Source organism: Mangrovibacterium diazotrophicum, assembly GCF_003610535.1.
Taxonomy (GTDB): Bacteria; Bacteroidota; Bacteroidia; order Bacteroidales; family Prolixibacteraceae; genus Mangrovibacterium; species Mangrovibacterium diazotrophicum.
The window spans coordinates 1545302-1565802 of the sequence record NZ_RAPN01000001.1 but is presented as its reverse complement, the minus strand read 5'-3'; the positions used below and the strand labels follow the sequence as shown (position 1 = coordinate 1565802).

At 40.7% G+C, this 20501-nt stretch carries 10 protein-coding genes; all 10 read left to right on the top strand.

All coding sequences use genetic code 11. The features are described from left to right. Window positions 1-2 precede the first annotated feature (2 nt). The 10 genes from BC643_RS06110 to BC643_RS06065 all read left to right on the top strand — a co-directional run bounded on the left by BC643_RS06110 (window position 3) and on the right by BC643_RS06065 (window position 20492). Window positions 3-1607: a RagB/SusD family nutrient uptake outer membrane protein gene (locus BC643_RS06110; protein ID WP_120272255.1), complete on the top strand. Its 1605-nt coding sequence runs from the start codon at window positions 3-5 to the stop codon at window positions 1605-1607. 70 nt (window positions 1608-1677) lie between these two features. Continuing rightward, window positions 1678-2949 (top strand): BACON domain-containing protein, encoded by a 1272-nt coding sequence (locus tag BC643_RS06105; RefSeq protein WP_120272254.1) that lies wholly within the window; start codon window positions 1678-1680, stop codon window positions 2947-2949. Between the two features lie 173 nt (window positions 2950-3122). Further along, window positions 3123-5462 carry a beta-glucosidase gene (locus BC643_RS06100; protein WP_120272253.1) on the top strand — a complete coding sequence of 780 codons (2340 nt, stop codon included), beginning with the start codon at window positions 3123-3125 and terminating at the stop codon, window positions 5460-5462. Between the two features lie 11 nt (window positions 5463-5473). After that, the gene (locus tag BC643_RS06095; protein ID WP_120272252.1) at window positions 5474-7042 is read left to right on the top strand and encodes a GH39 family glycosyl hydrolase; all 1569 of its coding nucleotides are present in this window, start codon (window positions 5474-5476) and stop codon (window positions 7040-7042) included. A gap of 166 nt (window positions 7043-7208) precedes the next feature. Continuing rightward, window positions 7209-7814 carry an RNA polymerase sigma factor gene (locus BC643_RS06090; protein WP_120272251.1) on the top strand — a complete coding sequence of 202 codons (606 nt, stop codon included), beginning with the start codon at window positions 7209-7211 and terminating at the stop codon, window positions 7812-7814. Window positions 7815-7950: 136 nt separating this feature from the next. Then, the gene (locus BC643_RS06085; RefSeq protein WP_170154474.1) at window positions 7951-9024 is read left to right on the top strand and encodes a FecR family protein; all 1074 of its coding nucleotides are present in this window, start codon (window positions 7951-7953) and stop codon (window positions 9022-9024) included. 127 nt (window positions 9025-9151) lie between these two features. After that, window positions 9152-12505, top strand: coding sequence for a SusC/RagA family TonB-linked outer membrane protein (locus BC643_RS06080; protein ID WP_170154473.1), 3354 nt, complete (start codon window positions 9152-9154; stop codon window positions 12503-12505). A gap of 23 nt (window positions 12506-12528) precedes the next feature. Beyond that, window positions 12529-14085, top strand: coding sequence for a RagB/SusD family nutrient uptake outer membrane protein (locus BC643_RS06075; RefSeq protein WP_120272249.1), 1557 nt, complete (start codon window positions 12529-12531; stop codon window positions 14083-14085). A gap of 183 nt (window positions 14086-14268) precedes the next feature. Further along, entirely contained in the window at window positions 14269-16437 is a 2169-nt protein-coding gene (locus BC643_RS06070; protein WP_120272248.1) for a hypothetical protein, read from the top strand. 278 nt (window positions 16438-16715) lie between these two features. Further along, a complete protein-coding gene (locus tag BC643_RS06065; RefSeq protein WP_120272247.1) occupies window positions 16716-20492 on the top strand; it encodes a beta-galactosidase small subunit-related protein in 3777 nt (1258 codons plus the stop codon). Window positions 20493-20501 lie beyond the last annotated feature (9 nt).

The following is a 20501-nucleotide window of genomic DNA, read 5'->3' as shown; positions in this document are numbered from 1 at the left end:
CAATGAGAAAATTCAATACAATAGTAGCACTACTGGTTACCGGGTTGTTATTTACCATGTGTAACGAGGATCTTTTGGATATTGATCAGCAAAGTGTTGCCAACTTAGACAGTTATTATGCAAATGCGACTGACGCCGATGCGGAATCTCTAATCGCATATGTCTATGCAGATGTGTATAATGTAACCGGATATTTTTGGGTGAACTTGTTAAACTCCTTGTCTGATGATTCCCCTTCAACAGGCGGACTCTACTCTAACATTAATGTTAATGCGTCAAATCATACAGGCAACCAGTATTTTACGAACTTTTACAATATCAATTATCTCTGTAACCTGATAATTGAAAAGCTGGAACCAGATTCAGAAGTTAAGACGCAGATTATTGGTGAAGCATACTTTTGGAGAGCATATGCCTATACTAACCTAATCCGCTTATGGGGTAACCCTCCATTGGTAGATCATGTTTTGACCGCTAGTGAATTGACTCCTGAGAATGGAACTACGGAAGAGCTGTGGAATTATGTAGAAACAAGTTTGCAAGAGGCAATCACCAGGCTGCCTGAAAAATCAGGACTTGGTGGTCAACAGGAGATTGGAGGCCGGGTAACCTTGCATTCTGCTCATGCACTTTTGGGTAAAGCACAATTACTTAAAGGAGATTATACCGGTGCAATAGCAAGTCTGGAAAAGGTTATTAGCTCGGGGAAATATGACTTGATAGATGATTTTACGGAGTTGTACCATATGTCTGCAGATTTTTGTGATGAATATATGTGGGAGTGGAATGTTGACGATAACTCCACGGCAAGCACTTATATGAATGAAGGAGACTTCAGATTTATGAGATTTACTTGGAATACTGCCAATGTTACGGTTCCTGGAGGTATTACGGAGCAGGGGGTAAGCGGAGCTGACCTGAATAAGGACTTTTATGACTTTATGGTTGCCAGGGGCGAAAAAGGAAAATCTCGCTACTTCGGGACTATTTGGGATTATGAAGATATTCTGCAGAGATTCGTTGATCTTGATTTAGCCACTGACGCAGAAGACGCAGTTTCTAAATTTTGGAAGACGGATGCATCGATGATTAATTGTCAGGGATATTTCAGAAGTAAGATGCTTGCCTGGTCCGACGAAGTGGTGCCTGATTCAAGAGAAGCTGGGCTACCTTATACCTATACCAATTGGCCGGGAATGAGATATGCAGAAGTACTTTTACTCTATTCCGAAGCATGTACTGAATCAGGAACAAAAATCTCCGAAGGATTGGCAGCACTGAATCAGGTTCGTGTCCGTGCCGGCCTTAGTGCGCTGGGATCTTTGGATCTTCAGGACGTAAAAGATGAAAAGAGAGCAGAACTTGCCTTTGAGGGAGAACGTTATTTGGATCTTATACGTTGGGGGGATGCACCCACAGCACTCGCAAACCGAGGAATTACAACCTATACTTTTTACGGATATGTTTCGGGAACAAGCGACTACGATGTCGATGCAGAGGATTTTGCAGGAGCTTCGGGTTTTCAATCAGGGCGTGATGAGCTTTTCCCTTATCCGTATTCCGAAACCCTTCTTAATCCCAACTTGGTACAAAATAATGGTTGGTAATAAGAGCCATTGTTAAACAATTATGAGATGCTTTTTAAGTATATAGTTTTAACAAATCAAACTGAACATAATGATAAAAATTAAAATAATATTAGCTGTTTTAATAATCTTTTCATCAGCCTGTGTTTTTACCTCATGTAGTGACGATGACGAAGTAATTATTAAGGCCACCCTTGAATTGGAGACATCAGAAACAATAGTTCCGTATACAACCGGAAGCTTTACCATAGGTGTTTCAGCAAATAACGAATATACTGTTACCGTTGATGAGACCGGAACAGATTGGTTAACTTATGAAATAATTGAGAGCGGAGATTCCCTTAAGGTCTCATATATCCAAAACGATAGCACTCTTGTGAGAAAAAGTCGTCTGATTATAATAAATGATGATGTTATGAGATTTTTATATGTGGAGCAGGACGGTTTCCCATCATCGAGTGTAACCAAAGTCGATTTAAATTATACAGTAACTACAGGTGGAGGATATACTATTCTAAGTGTGCCAGACGAAGATTGTGACCAAATTCCAATTGGCTCGACAATCGTTTTTGAATGCGGAGAATCAGGATCAATTTCATTCCTTGATGCAAGCTATGCTGAATTTGCAGGAGGTGTTCCTGTAGATGGAACATTCAGTTTTGTTTGGACCCAGGAGATTGCTAATATAACCGCAGGGAGCGGAATAACAACAGGCGTCCTTCGTGACGGATTTGAGATTTCAGGTGCTTATGCCTTGTATTCGAAAACCAGCCTCGAATACACAATTACTTCCGGAGGAGGGTATACAATATTCTCAGTTACTGCTGAAGAATGTGAGAAAATACCCGTTGGTGCAACGGTTAATTTTTCTTGCCCGAGCGACGATGGATCGATTTCACTACTGGATGCTACATACACTCAATATGCTGGAGGGAGTCCGGTCAACGGCAAATTCAGTTTCGGCTGGACAAATGAGATTGCAACAATTACTGCTGAAGGTGGGATATCGACAGGAGTTATTCGAGACGGTTTTGACATTTCATCCCTATTCTTTATTGACATGAATACAGATCTTGAATATTCGATAGTTGAAAGTGGTGGTTATACTATTTTTTCTGTATCGCTTGAAGAATGTGCTAAAATTCCTATTGGAGCAACAGTTGTTCTTGAATGTCCAAGTGATGCCGGCACCATTTCGTTACTAGATGCAACCTATACCGAATATGCAGGAGGAAGTCCTGTCAACGGAGAGTTTAGCTTTATTTGGACCAAAGAAATAGCTACAATCACTGCGGCCTCAGGAATTACTACAGGCATCCTTCGTGATGGCTTTGATGTAAGCGGCATGCATTGTCACAATTAACTGTCATAAATTAAGAGGTGGTCGAATGGCCACCTCTTTTCAAAAGTGCTGTTAAGTTCTAAAACACAGAATTTAACAATCCAATGTCAAATTTTATCATTAGCCAGAAACCAAACGGTTCTAATCCATTATTCGGAGCTGACTTGGAGGCTGTTTAATCTTACACTTAAGAAATGAAACGATTCAAATTGATGATAGCCGGTCTTTGTTTGCTTACAGGTAATCTAGTGCCTTTTGAAAACATGTACGGACAAGATGCCTCAAACCTCTCTCAATTGGGGAAATCAACAATTGAAGATGTAATTGCTTCGATGACGCTAGAAGAGAAAGCTGCACTTGTTGTTGGTACTGGTTTAAAAATGGGGGAGAAAGAAAAGAATATGGGTTTTCAGATTCCCAACCAACCGATTCCCGGTAGTTTAGCTGATAAAACAAAGGTTTATGTTTCAGGAGCAGTGGGAAGAACCCTGGAAATACAACGCTTGGGTGTTACAACCATTGAAATGGTTGATGGTCCCGCTGGCCCTAGTTTTGGCTCACGGACAACTGCATATCCGATAGCGATTAACTTGTCCTCAACATGGGACGTCGACCTTGTCTGTGAAATTGGGAAATGTATGGGCAATGAAGTCTTGGAATACGGACTTGATTTATTGCTGGCACCTGGTATGAATATTCATAGAAATCCGTTGGGAGGGCGAAATTTTGAGTATTATTCTGAAGATCCGTTACTCTCCGGCAAAATAGGTGCAGCGATGGTAACCGGAATCCAATCGCAAGGTGTTGGAACTTCGGTTAAGCACTTTGTAGCAAACAATCAGGAATCTAACCGTATAGCGGTAGATGCTGTAATTAGTGAACGGGCTCTCCGTGAAATTTATCTGAAGGGCTTCGAGATTGCATTAAAAGAATCAGATCCTTGGACTCTGATGGCTTCTTATAATTCGGTGAACGGCGTGACAGCAACTGAAAATTACGATTTGCTGACAACTATCGTTAGGAACGATTGGGGATATGAGGGAATAATCATGTCGGATTGGGATACAGGCAAAGATCCTGTCGAACAAATGAAGGCAGGTTTGAACCTGATAATGCCCGGTCCATATCAGGATACGGTAATCATTCAAGCAGTTAAAAGTGGAAAACTGCAAGAAGAAGTGTTGGATAAAAATATCGCATGGATTTTGAAAAATACAATGAGGTCACCAAAATTCAGGGGATACAACTATTCGAATAAACCTGATTTGGACAATAACGCTAAAATAGCCCGCAACGCTGGAGCAGAAGGGATGGTTTTATTGAAAAATGATGTCAACACTCTGCCCTTAAAAGACAAGGACAAAGACATTGCATTGTTTGGAAACGGATCGTATGTTACCAATGTAGGAGGTTCAGGTAGTGGATTTGTAATGCGTGCAGGCCCAACAGTAAATATTATTGATGGCCTGATAAATAGCGGTTATTCGATCGAGAATGTATCTAAACAGGCATATACCAACTTCATCCAAGAAAACACACCCAAGCAAAACATGATGGATGCTATAAGAGGTCGGATAAAAAGAGCAGCAGAGATGCCTGTGACCAAGGAATTTGCAGAGATGATTGCAGATAATGCAGAGGTAGCATTAATAACCATTCGTCGTAATTCAGGCGAAACGGAGGATCGAAAAATTGAAAGAGATTTTAATCTAACGGAAACAGAAGTAGGCAATATTGAAACCATAACGAAAGCTTTTCACGCAAAGGCGAAGAGAGTAGTCGTTGTGTTGAATGTCGGCGGTGTGATTGAAACAACAAGTTGGAAAGATATGCCGGATGCTATTTTAATAGCCTGGCAGCCCGGACAGGAAGCAGGAAATGCTGTCGCAGACATAATAAGTGGAAGAATTAATCCATCGGGAAAGCTTCCTGCTTCATTCCCTGTCAAATATGAAGATGTTCCTTCTGCAAGAAATTTTCCCGGATCACCAGCCTATAAGCCGGAAGAGGTTGTTTATGAAGAAGGTATTTATGTCGGTTATCGATATTACAATACGTACAATGTAGAAACTGCTTACCCCTTTGGGTATGGGCTAAGTTATACCGAGTTTAACTACAGCGGTTTAAAATTGAGCTCTCCAAAATTTAAAAATCAAATTGAGGTCAGTATTAAAGTGAGCAACAACGGTAAAGTGGCTGGTCAAGAGGTTGTTCAGCTGTACATTAGTGCCCCGAAAAATAAACTCGATAAACCAGCTGAAGAGCTCAAAGGTTTCGCAAAAACTAAATTGTTACAACCTGGTGAGTCACAAACTATTTCCTTCAACATCGATGGAAATAAACTGGCGTCTTTTTATTCCGAGAAGTCTGCATGGATAGCTGATGCGGGAGAGTATACTGTGAAAATCGGTGCTTCATGCGAGGATATTAGATTGTCACAAAAATTCAATCTGAAAAATGATATTCTGATTGAGGCGGTAAGCAAGTCACTCGTGCCGAAAGTTGAAATTAACGAAATGAAAAACGAACTGTAAAAATCTGAAAAATGAAAAACCTACAAATACTAATATTTCTGTTTTCCATGTTGGCTTTTTCAAACTGTACAAATGCTCAACAATCGAAACCAGAACAAAAAACGAGTCAACCAGCAATATCGGAAGAGGTTAAACAATATTTGAAGCAGCAAGGAATTGATATAAATGCACCCATTGTGCCAATGCTCGCAACCCGCGAGACAAATGCAACGGTGAACGTCAATTGTGCGAATTCAAATGGTGAATTCTTGCATGCAGAAAGATATAATAACTTTGAAAGTAGCGGCGTGTTTGTCGAGCAGCGAGATTCAGATGTTGACTTTTACAACAAAAATGGATTACACGGAACGATCTATCGTGTTTGGTTTATTGGGAACAAGTACTACAATGATACGACGGGTAAAGTTGATATTCGTGAAATGTCGGACTACTTATCAGATGCCTGTAGAATCTCGGATGATGTGATGGTCAATTGCAGTCATCTTGGAGTCGTGCGTGGATGGGACGTTAGTGATGATGAAAAAATCGAACGTCTGGCTCGAATTCTGAAGGAATTAAAAACGAACTTCCCTAAGATAAAATATATTGAGGCTACTAATGAACCAGATTATGCCAACGAGGGAGTGACCCCCGCAAACTATTATCAGTATTATAAAATCTATTATAAGGCCGTAAATAAAGTTAATGCAGACTTGAATCCTGAAACCCCATTGTTGGTTGGAGGACCGTCAATTTCACAATTTTCGCTTACATGGCTGCAACCTTTTCTTGATGCCTATCTCGAAGATCCATCGTCCGATAAAAGGATCGATTTTATATCGTTTCATGGGTATTATACAAAACCGGATGCAGCGTATATTCTGTTTAAAGACGATCCTTCACTCGTAAAGGATCAGCGTGCAATCTTGAATCAAGAACTTGCGAGCAGGAATATCAGTGTTGATATTCCCGTATTTATTACAGAAATGGGGATGTACCCAGGCCCGGCTTTCGACGATTTTACTTCCATGAAAAACGATCATCTCCGTCAGGCGGCGGGGATGGCGTCAATCCTGTATTGGTATATGGAAAGTAAAAATACTTACCCTTTCAATTGGGTAATGCGCCATCGCAGTGAAGGTAGGAAGGACCAATTGGTTACAAGGACTGATCTTGGACTACCTTTTGTCCAAACAGAAAAATTCACCCCTTATGGTAATATGATGGTTATGCTTTCTAAAATGAAAGATACGAGGGTCGCTGCGGAGATTTCCTCTGAACCGACAGAAGGGAAAGGGCTGTATTCAATGGCGTCTTTGGATTCTTCAGGTGTTGCTGTGATGGTTTGGAATTATCAAGGTAAATTGACGGAAGGATTTAAATGTGAACTAAATATTTCGAATTTGCCCGAATCATTAAGAGGTAAAAAATTAACGGTTAGAAATTATCGAATCGACCGAAATACGAGCAATTATCATGCAAATCCGGATAATTGCAATCTTCAATTGGTTCAAGAGGGATATCTCAACGGAGGTAAAGATTATAGCATGTCTTTGGAGTTAGAACCAAATACATTACAGCTTGTCGTGCTTGAGCAGTAGAAATATTTGTCTATTAAAGGAGAGTCGTCACTTTTTTGTCCGGATGCCCGGACGGAATAAGTGGCGACTAACATCTACGAACCATGGATGGGGCTAAATAGTGATTGCAATTTGGTTTACGAACATTCTTTTGTACATTCGTGTCTGCTAGTTGGTCTCACTTTTTATGGCAGATAAAACACTGAAAGATAATATGCATCGCGTTGACGAATCTTTAGTCAGAAGATTTACTCTCGGAGATATGCAGGCATTTGATGAAATCTATTCAATGTTTAATTACAAGTTGCAGAAATTTATTTTTTCTCTTGTCAAGAATCCTACAGATACAGAAGATCTTGTCCATGAGGTTTTTGTGAAGGTCTGGGAAAACAAAGAAAAGTTAAAAGCGCATTCTGCATTCAACTCCTATTTATTTACGATTGGCTATAATACGACGATCAGCTTTTTAAGAAGAAGGGTGCACGATACACGCTATGTCGAATACGTAAAGTCAGTACAAGTTGAGACAGATGAGGTTGATCTGGTGGAGCAATTGGATACCGAAGAAATGAGGGAAGCACTGAACGTTCTAGTGGAAAAAATGCCGGAGCGTCAACGTGAGGTATTTAAAATGAAACATTTTGAGAATTGTTCCTACAAAGAGATTGCTGAAGCCCTCAATATATCTGTAAATACAGTCGAAAATCACATCGTGAAAGCCCATCGCTTTTTGAAAGAGCATATGGGCAAGTCATATTTGGCGATGCTATTCTTTATTCATCTTTTTTTATAAAAAAATCACTAGTGGAATAGTGGTTTTTTAAGCTTGGACGTCTAACCATTAGTTGACCGCAGAAATCATCTTTGGATTTTCTGTTTAGTCAAGTGATTTTAATAGCTTTATTAAGATCAATTGAAAATGAATGGCTATGACAAAAGACCTTTTAAATAAATTCCGATTAAATAAATGTAACGCGACGGAAGTTGATGAATTCTATGCTGAAATAACTCAGGGGAACACCGATGTCAATTTGTTTCGCAGCGTTTGGGATGAAATTGGCGTTGAATTGAATCCAGATCTCCAGTTAGCACAGTCTCGGCTAGATAAAGTTCACCACACCATAAATCTAAATCAATCAAAGAGACTAGCAGAAAGAAAGCACACTCTATCCGGAAAGACACGGCAATTAGTGCGGCTGGTTTCAAAAGTAGCAGCAGTCCTGGTGCTCCCAGTGTTAACTTTGTATGTTTACATTCAGTTTTTTGAGTCAGATCGCTTTGATTATTTAAGCGACTCTTCGAAATATGAAGTTGTTGCTCCCCCCAATTCGAGGACACAGTTTGAATTATCTGACGGAACTGTCGTGTGGTTGAACCAGGGGAGCAAACTGACTTATCCTCATCATTTTGTTGGAAGTACGAGATCTGTTCAATTAGATGGAGAAGCTTATTTCGAAGTTGCGACAAATAAAGAAATTCCTTTTGTCGTACAGGCCGGAAATTTAGCGGTTAAGGCTGTTGGAACTTCCTTTAATGTAAAGTCATTTAGAGAGGATCTTAAGTTTGAAACTTCGCTGGAGTCAGGGAAAGTGATCATTTTAAATGGCTCCAAAGATGACGCAAAAGAGGTCTGTGAAATGATTCCAGGTGAACATTTTGTCTTTGATGAGAATACGAATAAGTATTCACTTCATGCGGAAGATCTTACTGCTTATGTATCTTGGAAAGAGGGTAAATTAGTGTTCAGAGAAAATCCGTTGGATGAGGTAGTTGAGCGCTTATCCCGTTGGTATAATGTCAAAATACAGTTAGAAGATCCTGGATTGGAATATCTGACTTTTACTGCAACTTTTGTTGACGAACCATTAGAACAGGTTCTGGAGATGATGGAAAGCATCGCTCCAATTTCTTATACGATAATTGCCCGAAGTAAAAAAACCGACGGGACATTCACCGAAAAGAAAGTTTTAATTCATAAAAAAGGAGGTAATCAAATAAACTAAATAAAGCATGGAACGTAACTGCTGTTGAACTTAAAAAGCAGAGTAATGCGCCACATCACTCTGCCTGAGTTTTAAAAAAACAACTCTCAGTGAAAGAGTTATTTCAAACTAAAAACTAAACAAAAGTATGAAAAAAACGATTTATCTCACCAGTGAGGTGGGAAATGCGTGTATTGCGCGAAAAATTTTATTGGTAATGAAACTAACAGCCTTCTTCTTATTGGTTACGATAATTCAAGTTATGGGACTTGAATCGTACTCCCAGGAAACAAAGTTGACTTTGAATTACAAAAGCACTTCTTTGAAACAGGTTTTAGAGAAAATAGAGAACGAAACTAATTTCTATTTCCTATATAGTTCTGAAGTTATTGATGTTGACCGTAAAGTTGATGTTGATGTCGATAATGAGAACATTACTGAAGTTCTCGATGTAATCCTGAAGAACAATGGGATTCACTACGAGATTAAAGGTCGGCAAATTCTTCTTTCAGGAGAAGGTAGCCAGAATGAATTTTGGGAAAATTCCCAACAAACTGTTACCGTTAGTGGGAAAGTGACTGATTCCACGGGGGCTCCATTACCCGGAGTTACGATTTTGGTGAAAGGAACAACCCAAGGTGTGATCACTGACTTCGACGGAAATTATTCATTGAGTAATGTGGCTGCTAACGCAACATTGATTTTTTCTTTTGTGGGAATGGAATCCAAAGAAATCCCAGTAAATGGACTAAATTCAATCAATGTAACTTTAGATCAAAGTACGATTGGTCTGGAAGAAGTTGTTGCCGTTGGCTACGGTGTGCAGAAAAAAAGCGATGTTATCAGTTCTGTTACTTCGGTAAAGGCAGACGAACTGGTGAAAACAACCTCATCGGATGTAGGAGAAATGCTTAGAGGTAAAGCTGCCGGTGTTCTCATTTCTACTGCCGATGCGAGTCCCGGAAGTTCCTCAACGATTCAGATAAGGGGAAAAAGATCGATAAACGGTGGTAATGACCCATTGGTAATTGTAGATGGCGTTCAAGTTTCCAGCCTAAATGACGTCAACCCCAATGATATAGCTTCCATGGAAGTACTCAAAGATGCAGCTGCGCAGGCAATATATGGGGCGCGTGCATCAAATGGTGTCATATTAATAACCACTGCAAGAGGGAAAGAAGGGAAAATTCAGATTAATTTTTCAGGTTATTCCGGAGTGCAGAACCTTCAAAAGCATTTTGAAACCTATAACGGTGATGAATTTATCGCGTACAAGCGTGAAGCTTTTAGAGCATCTAACGGAGGGGTATTTTTACCCGATGATCAAGTCTTTTCGGCTTCAGAACTTGAGACCATAGCCTCGCGTGACTACATAAATTGGGAGGACAAGATTATTAACAGCAATGCTAATATCACGAATGCAGATATTAGTGTTGCTGCAGGTACAGAAAAGACGAAGATTTACAGTAGTTTTAATTTCTTTAGACAAGAAGGACTTATTAAAGGGTCAGACTTTAAGAGAGGTCAGATTCGTTTAAATCTAGACCAAACAATTAGTGATTGGCTAAAATTGGGTGTAAATACATCCTACCAAATTTCGAATAAGGATAATCCAGGGGTTGCTTATACCGATGATGCAGGGTCAATGTTGTTAAGGTCTATAACTACTTCTCCTTTAGGGCAAGTGTATAATGAGGACGGTAGTCTAAAAATACATCCAAGTGATGTTCAGGATAGTTTCAACCCCTTATTGGATTTAAATGAAATAACCAATACAATTGATGATAAGAGAGACATCATAAACGTGTTTTTAGATGTTAAACCGTTCAAAGGATTCAGCTATAGATTTAATGCCAGCAGAACGACTGTAAACAGAAAAAGCATCATTTACAACTCTTCTAAATCATTGTTAGGTATTCAGGCCGGAGGTCAAGGGTTGGGCTCAATCACTTATGATGAGAATAAATCATGGCAATTGGAGAATATCGTTAACTATGATTTTGATTTTGATAATGAGGATCATAAATTAAATCTAACATTTGTACAAAGTGTTTTAAATACAAAGACCTATTATTTAACCAATGAAGCAAAGAATTTTCCTAATGATAATTTAGGGATTTACGCGATATCAGCGGCAGGTACAAATCAAACTTCGATTGGGGGATTAGATAGAAATCTGGTTTCCTTTGTAGGTCGGGCTCAATATAACTTTGCAGGTAAGTACTATTTGTCAGCTTCAATGCGTGCAGATGGCTCCAGTGTGTTTGGTGCTAATAACAAATGGGGATATTTTCCGGCAGTAGGAGGTGGATGGAATGTTCATCATGAAGATTTCATGGCTAACAGTGGTATCAATGTGTTAAAACTAAGGGCTAGTTACGGTAGTGTTGGTAATGAGGGGATAGAGCCCTATCAAAGCCTCAGTACTTTAGTGCCCAGGGATTATATTATTAATGGAGTTAAGACAGGAGGTCTTTTGCCCGGCGCCAGCCTTCCTAACCCTGATCTTAAATGGGAGACATCTACGACGCTAAACTTAGCGCTTGATTATGGTTTTCTTGATAACAGGTTAAGTGGGACGGTTGAATTTTATAATACCAGAACTAAAGATTTACTTGTAGATCGTGCACTCGAGGCAGTAACAGGTTACTCTGTTAGCAAAACCAATGTTGGTGAGATCGAAAATAAAGGTATTGAGGCTTCGCTAAATGCTGATATCATTAAAAAGGAAGATTTCACCTTAAGCGCAGGCGTTGTTATTAATAGTAACCGAAACAAAATAATCAGTTTGTATGGCGAGGACAAAGATGGTGACGGAAAAGAAGATGATGATGTTGCCAACCGTTGGTTTATTGGAAAGCCAATTGATGCTTATTATGACTATAAAATGGTTGGTATTTTTAGTTCTCAAGAACAAATAGACAATTCGAACACACCTAATGCCGAATTGGGAGATATTCAAGTTTGGGACAGAGATCCTAATGATGGTGAACTGAATGCTGACGACCGGGTTATTACAAGCCAAACTCCAGACTGGTACGGTACGTTCAATTTGAGTATGGAATACAAGAATATTGATTTCTCAATGAGTCTGTATACAGTTCAAGGTGTTACCAAGTTTAATCCGTTTTTAGTCGACTATCAGACTGGTGGTAATCCGAGAGGTATCTTGTCGGGGGTTAAAGTAAATTATTGGACACCGGAAAATCCAACAGGAGATCGCCCTAGACCATTGGAAGCCAGAGGTAGACGATTTATGGATTTGGGTAACGTAACAGCCGGTTTGGAGGACGCTTCGTTTTTTAGACTGCAAAACGTAACACTAGGTTATTCATTATCAAAGAAAATTATTGATAAATGGAGCTTGAGTAAATTTAGAGTCTACGTCACAGGGCACAATTTAATTACGGTGACAGATTTTCAGTCTTTTAGTCCCGAAAACAATGCCTATTCATATCCTGAGTCGATTTCAGTAACTGCAGGTATTCAAGTTGGATTTTAGTAGAATTTAAAAATTGAAGAAAGATGAAATTAATTAATAAATTAAATAAATTCAAGAATATCTATATTCTGTTATTGTCGTTCTTGTTAATAAGCTCATGTGATAGTTTATTAGATGAAAAGCCTATTGACGTTATTGATGCACAGTTTTTATACACCACAGAGGCTGGTTTAGAGTCAGGTGTAACTGGACTTTATAATTTGATGCGAGAGTTGTATTATCCTGCAGGAACAGATGCACCTATACAAGCAAGTGCGTTTTTCAGAATCGCCACTGACTTAGGCGTTGCTCGAATTGCGTCAAGTTGGGCTTATGATCCGAATCAATATAACCCTGCGGCAATCGGACCTACAGGCAAATGGGATCAATTGTATTTAATAATTGAACGATGCAACGCTCTCATTGCAAATGCTCCAAATATTGATATGGACGAAACGAAAAAAGATGTACTTGTAGCTCAGGTGAGAGCAATGCGGGGTGAAGTATACATGGAACTATATACTATTTATCACAACATTGTACTTAAGACGGAACCAAATGAAGACGTGGAATATGCGGCGGCAGAACCTGCCGACATTTGGGCTTTGGTAAACAGTGACCTTGATTTTGCAATATCAAAACTTGATTGGGTAGTCGAACAAGGACGTTACGGACAAGGTGTTGCAAGACAGCTAAGAGGTAACGCTGCGATGTGGCAGGAAGATTGGCAGGAAGCTGCAGATCAGTATGATGCTATCGTTGAAAATGGAACATATCATCTAGTAGGGGTGGATGAGGTATTTTCTGGCGACAGAAATAATGCAGAATCATTATATACTTATCAATTCAGCCAAGAGTTGGCAAGTGGAAACGAATCAGCAGGTGGTGGAGCAACTGCTTACGCAAGCTTTTTCAACAATCGTTATTACGAAGCTGGAAGTGGCGAAATGGTTCAAGCAGTTGAATACGGTGGAAACGCATTTGGATGGGCATTTCCTAACGATTATTTGCAGTCCTTGTATGATCAGACAAACGACCAGCGATATGTTACTTATTACTATGATCAAAGTGCATATGTTGTGAATAATCCAGATAGTCCGAATTTTGGGCAACCATTTGTTTCAACTGAAGACAACTACAGACGGTACCATTGGAGTCTTAAAAAGTTTCACGACGAAAACAAACCGGCAACATCTACAGATAGTTACCAAAATTATATCCATTATCGCTTTGCGGAGACACTACTCTTCGGAGCAGAAGCACATTGGCGATTGGGCGGAGACACAGATGCTACGGCCTTGGAATACATTAATATGGTTAGACGTAGAGCATTTAATAATGACTCGTCCTTCGACTATACATCCATAAGTTTAGATTCTTACCTCGAGGAGCATGCAAGAGAGATGGCCTTTGAGCATTCTCGCTGGTTTGTGCTGAAGAGGCTAGGTTTATTAGCTGAACGAGTGAGCTTATATTTTAAGGTCGGCTCAAATTCCACGAATGTAGCAGGGAGAACTATGCAGCCCTATATGGTTAATTACCCTATTCCTCAATCAGAAATAGAGTTAATGGGGACATTCCCTCAGAATTCAGGTTATTAATAAATAGCAGTTCCTATTGATCTAAGGAAGGTATTTTCAGAAGAAGATACCTTCCTTAGATATCTTTCATCGTATTTCTTCTGGTTCATTTTAGAGCTGGAATATCTAGCTTATGTCCAGTCGTACAGAGCTGGCATTCTAAGTCATTTTTTTATTCTCTTAAAACCTGTAATACTAATCAAGATGCACCCCCAAAAATATTCATCAATCTTTACCTTTTTTCTACTTGTATTTCTACATACATCAGTTGGCGCTTACGCAACAACTCCCAAACCAATAGATCGTCATGCTTTGGTGACAAGACATAACATCCGGTGGCCATGGGAGGAGCGAGGGCAGATCCCGATGGGGAACGGTGAGTTTTGTATTGGTGTGGATGGAACAGGACTTCAGACCTTTGGTGGTAACACAATGTCTCATTGGGGATGGCATTCATTTCCACTACCTCAAGGCATTAGTCCTGACCAAATTCCACCAACCGGTTCATTCATCAATGTGAAAAATGGAGATCATTACATTGGGCCAGATACTATTCCGACGGGAAAACAAGCGATTGCAAATTGGATGTATGATAATCCCCACATTGTAAATTTGGGGCGCTTACGTTTTGTCAGATATGATGGCGCTGAGTTAACCGTTGAGGATATCACAAGCAATGCCAAAAGAAGCATCGATCTATGGACCGGTACACACACCACAAGTTTTGTCGTGAGCGGTGAATGGATAAACAAAGGAGTTTGGGTCAATCCCGCTGAAATGGGAGGAAGTGGTCAACAAGTGACGGTAACAACTTATGTGCATCCGCATACCGACCAGGTTTCAGTGAGAGTTGAGTCTGATTTAATAGCAAACGGCATCATAAAAGTGGCATTGGATTTTCCTTATCCGACGTTAAACAATGAAATTGAATGGGTCGGTGATTTTAAGCGAACCGAAAATAACTTAACAACCCTCACTCAAACCAGTAAAGTCAGAGCTGACTTTACAAGACAGGTGGATGATTTCACTTATCATGTTGCGATGAGCTACTCTGAAGGGGCTAAAGTGACTTCCTCGATTTTTGATGGGGATAAGGTTTGGTATCTTGACGGAAATGGACTGTCAACCTTAGAATTTAGTACCACGTATTCACCTAATCCAATTGGTGATATAATTGCTGATTTTGAATCAACACGAGAGGCTAACAAAGTATACTGGGAAAACTTTTGGATGAATGGAGGAGCTATTGATCTCTCTGAAAGTACTGATCCAAGGTGGTTTGAATTGGAACGTCGCATCGTACTTTCGCAATATTTAACCGCTGTTCAAGCTGCAGGTAGTTGGCCCTCATCCGAGAGTGGTCTGATGAATATAGATCCCTGGCGGGGACAATTTCATTTTGAAATTATTTTCTTTCACCAAGCACATTTCGCGCTTTGGGATCGTTGGCAATTGACTGATGAGGCGGTACGAGCATATCAACATTTTGTGCCAACTGCGCGAGCTAGGGCAAAGCAGTTTGGGTTTAAAGGTTTAGAGTGGCCAAAATCAGCTACTCCTTCAGGGCGCAGTGCTCCGTGGGAGGGAAATCAGGCATTACTATGGAAACAACCTCAACCGCTACATTTTGCAGAACTGGAATACAGACTAAACCCAACAGGCGAAACTCTTGAGAAATGGGCCGAAGTCGTTTTCGGTACAGTGGATTATATGGTTGACTTTTTGACGTTGGACAAGGAGACCGAGACTTATCACATTGAATTAAATATGGGAAGAGGAGAGTGGGGAGAGTCTCGAGATAATCCACAAGTGTTGGCTTTCTGGCACTGGGGAATTGAACAGGGACAAACCTGGAGAGAACGTATGGGGCTTGGTCGAGAACCGAACTGGGACAAGGTCCTAAATCATCTTGTAAAGTTTCCAATTAAAGATGGTATTTATGTCGACAGTCAAGGACGGCCATTGCGCCTTACTGGTATTCTTGGATTAATGCCTCCATCGGAGGCGATCACACTCGAAACGGCCACTCGAACTTATGCTAAAATGAAAGAGATGATAAGCCAATCATCAGAAGGCGCTTTTGGCAGCAGAAATATGGGATGGGGAGTTGCGATGGGAGCTGTAGGGCAGGCCAAAATGGGAGACGCAGAAGGGGCTGTTGAATCCTTGCTTGGAGGCTTGGGGACAGCTTTTGATATTGCCGGGATCAATCGGGGATTAGGAGGTGCTTATCTGCCTACAAATGGCGCATTACTTTATGCTGCAGCGGTGATGGCTGCAGGATGGGATGGCGCACCGGATCGGAATGCTCCCGGATTTCCGGATGATGGTTCTTGGATTGTTAGATGGGAGGGGCTTAAGCGAGCTCCTTAGTGCCCGAAATAACGAAAATACAAGAAGTATCTCGATATGACTTTTATCCATGACAGGAGTTTTGTCAAATAAAATCGGATAATATTCAATTTTTGAATAGTGGATGATGTCGACTGAACCGTCTAGTATGTAAGTCCTCAAAACCATTAAGTTTTAACTGAACTGATCCTTGTTTCTTTCTTTTCAGATGATCCAGCCAATTTCTGCGGACAGATAGATTCGGAGAGAGGTATTCAAAGAAAGAAAACACGGGTAAGATAAACTACTAACCAATAAAAATGAAAAAACTATTTATACTAATCGTATGCACGCTTTATTTAAGCAGTGGGTGGACACAGGACGGCGGCTTCATACAAAACCGGTCAAAATACATTGAGAATACCGAGGTATTTGAGCTCGGGCAGGAGGAAGGGAGAGCATTTCATATACCTGATCAAAACATATTACTTAACGGCAATTGGAAATTCTTTTATAGTGATGTTCCCGAAGGTATACCGTCCGATTTTTTCGAAATGGATTTCGATGATTCTGAATGGGACTTAATTGAGGTACCTTCTAATTGGGAAATGAAGGGTTACGGCGATCGAATGTTCCGTAATATCAGTTTGGGTTACCAATATGCGCAATCGGAAGCAGCAAGGCAAAATGCAGGAGAATTTGCGGTTGTTCCTCCGAAAGTTCCGAAGGAATACAACCCTACTGGAGCATACAGAAAGTCATTTGATTTGCCGGCTGATTGGCAAGGGCAGGAAGTATTTTTGCATTTTGAGAAAATTGCTTCAGCTTCCTTTGTATGGGTAAATGGTCAGGAGGTTGGGTATAATGAAGGTGCACAAGAGCCCTCTGAATACAATATCACATCCTATTTGAAACCCGGAAAAAATGAGATTGCTGTTTTCGTGTTGAAGTTCTCTGATGGATACTATTTGGAAGGCCAGGATTATTGGCGTTTAGCTGGTATTTTTGACGATGTATGGGTGTACGCATCACCTGAGGTTCGTCTCTTTGATTGGCAGGTAATTACCGATTTTGATGAAAGTTATACAGATTCGAAGCTATCGCTTAATATCGATATCAAAAACTATGGAGAGAGTACAAAGGATTATAAGCTGAATGCAACATTGGAGAGAAGTGGCCGGAAGATTGCCAGCTTTGGCAGCTCAAAGTTCAGTGTTAAAAAAGGTAGGCAAACGATCAATCTTTCCGAATTAATCAAACAACCGGAAAAATGGACTTCTGAAACTCCAAATCTTTATGATTTGAAGATGGAGTTGCTTGATAATGAAGGCAAAATCATCGACCAAATTCAAACTAAAGTTGGCTTTCAAAAGACGGAAATCATTGGGAATGTTTTTTACCTCAATGGCGTACCGGTAAAACTGAATGGTACGAATACGCATATGCAACACCCGGAAATGGGGCATGTTGTGGATGAAGAGACCATCCGTAAAGACATGGAGCTTCTAAAGCAATTCAACTTCAATCTGGTACGTATATCCCACTACCCACCCGTTAATAGGTATTTGGAATTGGCTGACGAATACGGATTGTTTATCGTTGATGAGGTGGGTAATGAGTGTCACGCCACACAGTATGTGTCGGATATGCCTGAGTACACCGAAATGTATAGAGATCGGACTCGGAAGGCAGTGCTTCGGGATCGAAACCATCCAAGTATTTTATTTTGGAGCGCTGGTAATGAGGCAGGTGAGGGTGAAAATATCACAGAGGTCGTAAAGGAAGGTAAGCGGCTCGATCCTACGCGTTACTGGATGTATGGCGGCAATGATATGGTTCATCCTGCCGAAGACATAATCGGTCCCCGTTATCCGTCTCCGTTACAGGAAGAAGTTAATCTGGGACTTGACACAACTGATAGCCGGCCATCGTTCATGGACGAGTATCTATCCGTGACCGGTAATGGAGGAGGAGCGCTTGATGAGTACTGGCGCGTTATTTATAGGCACCCAAGAATTATGGGTGGTGCTATATGGGATTTTGTGAGCAACGGTTTAACCGACTCGGTTCGTATTTTGTCGGATAAATCTCCTTTTGAAACACCAACCTACGCAATGGGCAATTCAAAATTGGTAAATGGAGTTAACGGAAAGTGCCTAGATCTTAACGGACATGATGAGTGGGTTGAAGTTTATAGAAGTAATAACCTTGAAATATCGGGAGATCAGTTGTCAATCATGATGGATGTATTTCCCCGCTACCTGAATAGTAGCGCTGGCTCCTTTTTGACCAAAGGAAGTAACCAGTTCGGGGTGATACAAAACGGGAAAGATTCACTGGATTTCTACATTTTCACCAAGGAAAAACAAACTTTAAGTGTACCTCTGCCTGAAATTTGGGAGAACCATTGGCATAACATTTTAGCGACTTATGATGGTGCTCAGATGAAACTTTTTATCGATGGTGTTGAAGTTGGATCGGCGAAAGTGAGTGGGAAAATCAAAAATTTGCCGTTTCCTGTGAATATTGGTCGAAACGCTGAAATTCACACGCAGGATACGAAAGACTATGTCTGCGATTCGAAGATTGACAATGTCAGGTTGTTTGCAAAAGCCATATCACCTTCCAGCAACCTCAATCCTTCGGATGCCGTTTTATGGTTGGATTTTGAAAAAGAAACTAATGGAGGTGCTTTTTATAGTAATGGAATGGGGGCCAGAACTTACGGTAGTATTTGGCCAGACCGTAAACCTCAGCCAGAGTTATGGCAAATGAAAAAGTCAGCACAGCCACTCTCTTTTAGGCTATTGAGTACTGAAAAAGGTGTACTGGAAGTTTGGAACCGGAGCGATTTTACAAATGCTTCCCACTGGGAATCGACCTGGACACTGACAGAAGATGATAAGGTGCTTCAGCAAGGTGTTTTGGAATTGAATGTCGAGCCGGGAAATCGTTCTAAAGTGATGGTCAACTATAAAAAGCCTGAGATTATTCGTGGTAAAGAGTATCGGCTCAATATCAGTTCCTCATTAAAGGAGGATGAAATATGGGCAAAAAAAGGCCATGAAATTTCATGGGACCAGTTTGAGTTAACTGGCTGGAACGATCCCTTACCCCCCAGGGTTCCGACCAATCTGGCGGCAACATTATCAAACAGAGAGGGGAACCATATCATTACAGGAGAAGGATTTTCATACACTTTCGACGAAAATTCAGGCGAACTTAAATCCATGTTGGTCGATGGAGATGAACTGCTAAAGGCGCCAATCAAACTAAATATTTGGCGAGCGCCGGTTAACAACCAAAATGACAGGTGGGCAGGCTACAGCTTCAGACAGCCTAACTGGAAACCGGAGTATGGACGAACTATGGCTACGGATTTGTATTCCAATGGAGTGGATGAGCTCCAGTTTATTCCGCTTGAGGTAAGAGCGGAGGAGGCAGAAGGAGTCGTGTGCATTTATGTCCGGGAAGTGGCTCTCTCAAGACAAGACCAGAATGCGGCATCCCTCGATTACCTAATTGAAGGAGGAGCTGCCGGTGCAATAGGCGGATTTGAAAGTATCTATGAATACACGGTATATGGAGATGGGACTATCGAGATTAATCACAATGTAATGCCGCAAGGTCAAATGCCCCAATTGCTACCTCGAATCGGAATATGTCTGATGTTGGATAATGAGTATGACCAGGTAGAATGGTATGGAAGGGGACCTCAGGAAAATTATCCCGATCGCAAAAGTGGTTACAGACTTGGGATTTATAATTCGACAGTAGATGACATGTACGAGCCTTATCTAGTTCCTCAGGATTACGGTCTGAGAATGGACAACCGCTATTTGAAAATGACAAATGGAGAGGGTAAAGGCCTTGAGTTTTCGATGGATCAGCAATTCAATTTCAATGTTCATGCATACACGACGGAAAACATAACCAAAGCACTCTATACATTTCAACTGGAGAAGGCCGATGGAATCACGCTTAATTTGGATTATAAAACTACCGGTGTTGGCGATACCTCCCAGCCGGTGTTGAATTCATACCGGGTGTATCCGCAAGAGTATTCGAGAAAAATTACGATAAAACCAGTTAAATAGTCACTTCGA

What these genes read in the sequence shown, in the direction of transcription:
- BC643_RS06110 (WP_120272255.1), top strand. Translation starts at nt 3, where the DNA reads ATGAGAAAATTCAATACAATAGTAGCACTACTGGTTACCGGGTTGTTA.
- BC643_RS06105 (WP_120272254.1), top strand. Translation starts at nt 1,678, where the DNA reads ATGATAAAAATTAAAATAATATTAGCTGTTTTAATAATCTTTTCATCA.
- BC643_RS06100 (WP_120272253.1), top strand. Translation starts at nt 3,123, where the DNA reads ATGAAACGATTCAAATTGATGATAGCCGGTCTTTGTTTGCTTACAGGT.
- BC643_RS06095 (WP_120272252.1), top strand. Translation starts at nt 5,474, where the DNA reads ATGAAAAACCTACAAATACTAATATTTCTGTTTTCCATGTTGGCTTTT.
- BC643_RS06090 (WP_120272251.1), top strand. Translation starts at nt 7,209, where the DNA reads ATGGCAGATAAAACACTGAAAGATAATATGCATCGCGTTGACGAATCT.
- BC643_RS06085 (WP_170154474.1), top strand. Translation starts at nt 7,951, where the DNA reads ATGACAAAAGACCTTTTAAATAAATTCCGATTAAATAAATGTAACGCG.
- BC643_RS06080 (WP_170154473.1), top strand. Translation starts at nt 9,152, where the DNA reads ATGAAAAAAACGATTTATCTCACCAGTGAGGTGGGAAATGCGTGTATT.
- BC643_RS06075 (WP_120272249.1), top strand. Translation starts at nt 12,529, where the DNA reads ATGAAATTAATTAATAAATTAAATAAATTCAAGAATATCTATATTCTG.
- BC643_RS06070 (WP_120272248.1), top strand. Translation starts at nt 14,269, where the DNA reads ATGCACCCCCAAAAATATTCATCAATCTTTACCTTTTTTCTACTTGTA.
- BC643_RS06065 (WP_120272247.1), top strand. Translation starts at nt 16,716, where the DNA reads ATGAAAAAACTATTTATACTAATCGTATGCACGCTTTATTTAAGCAGT.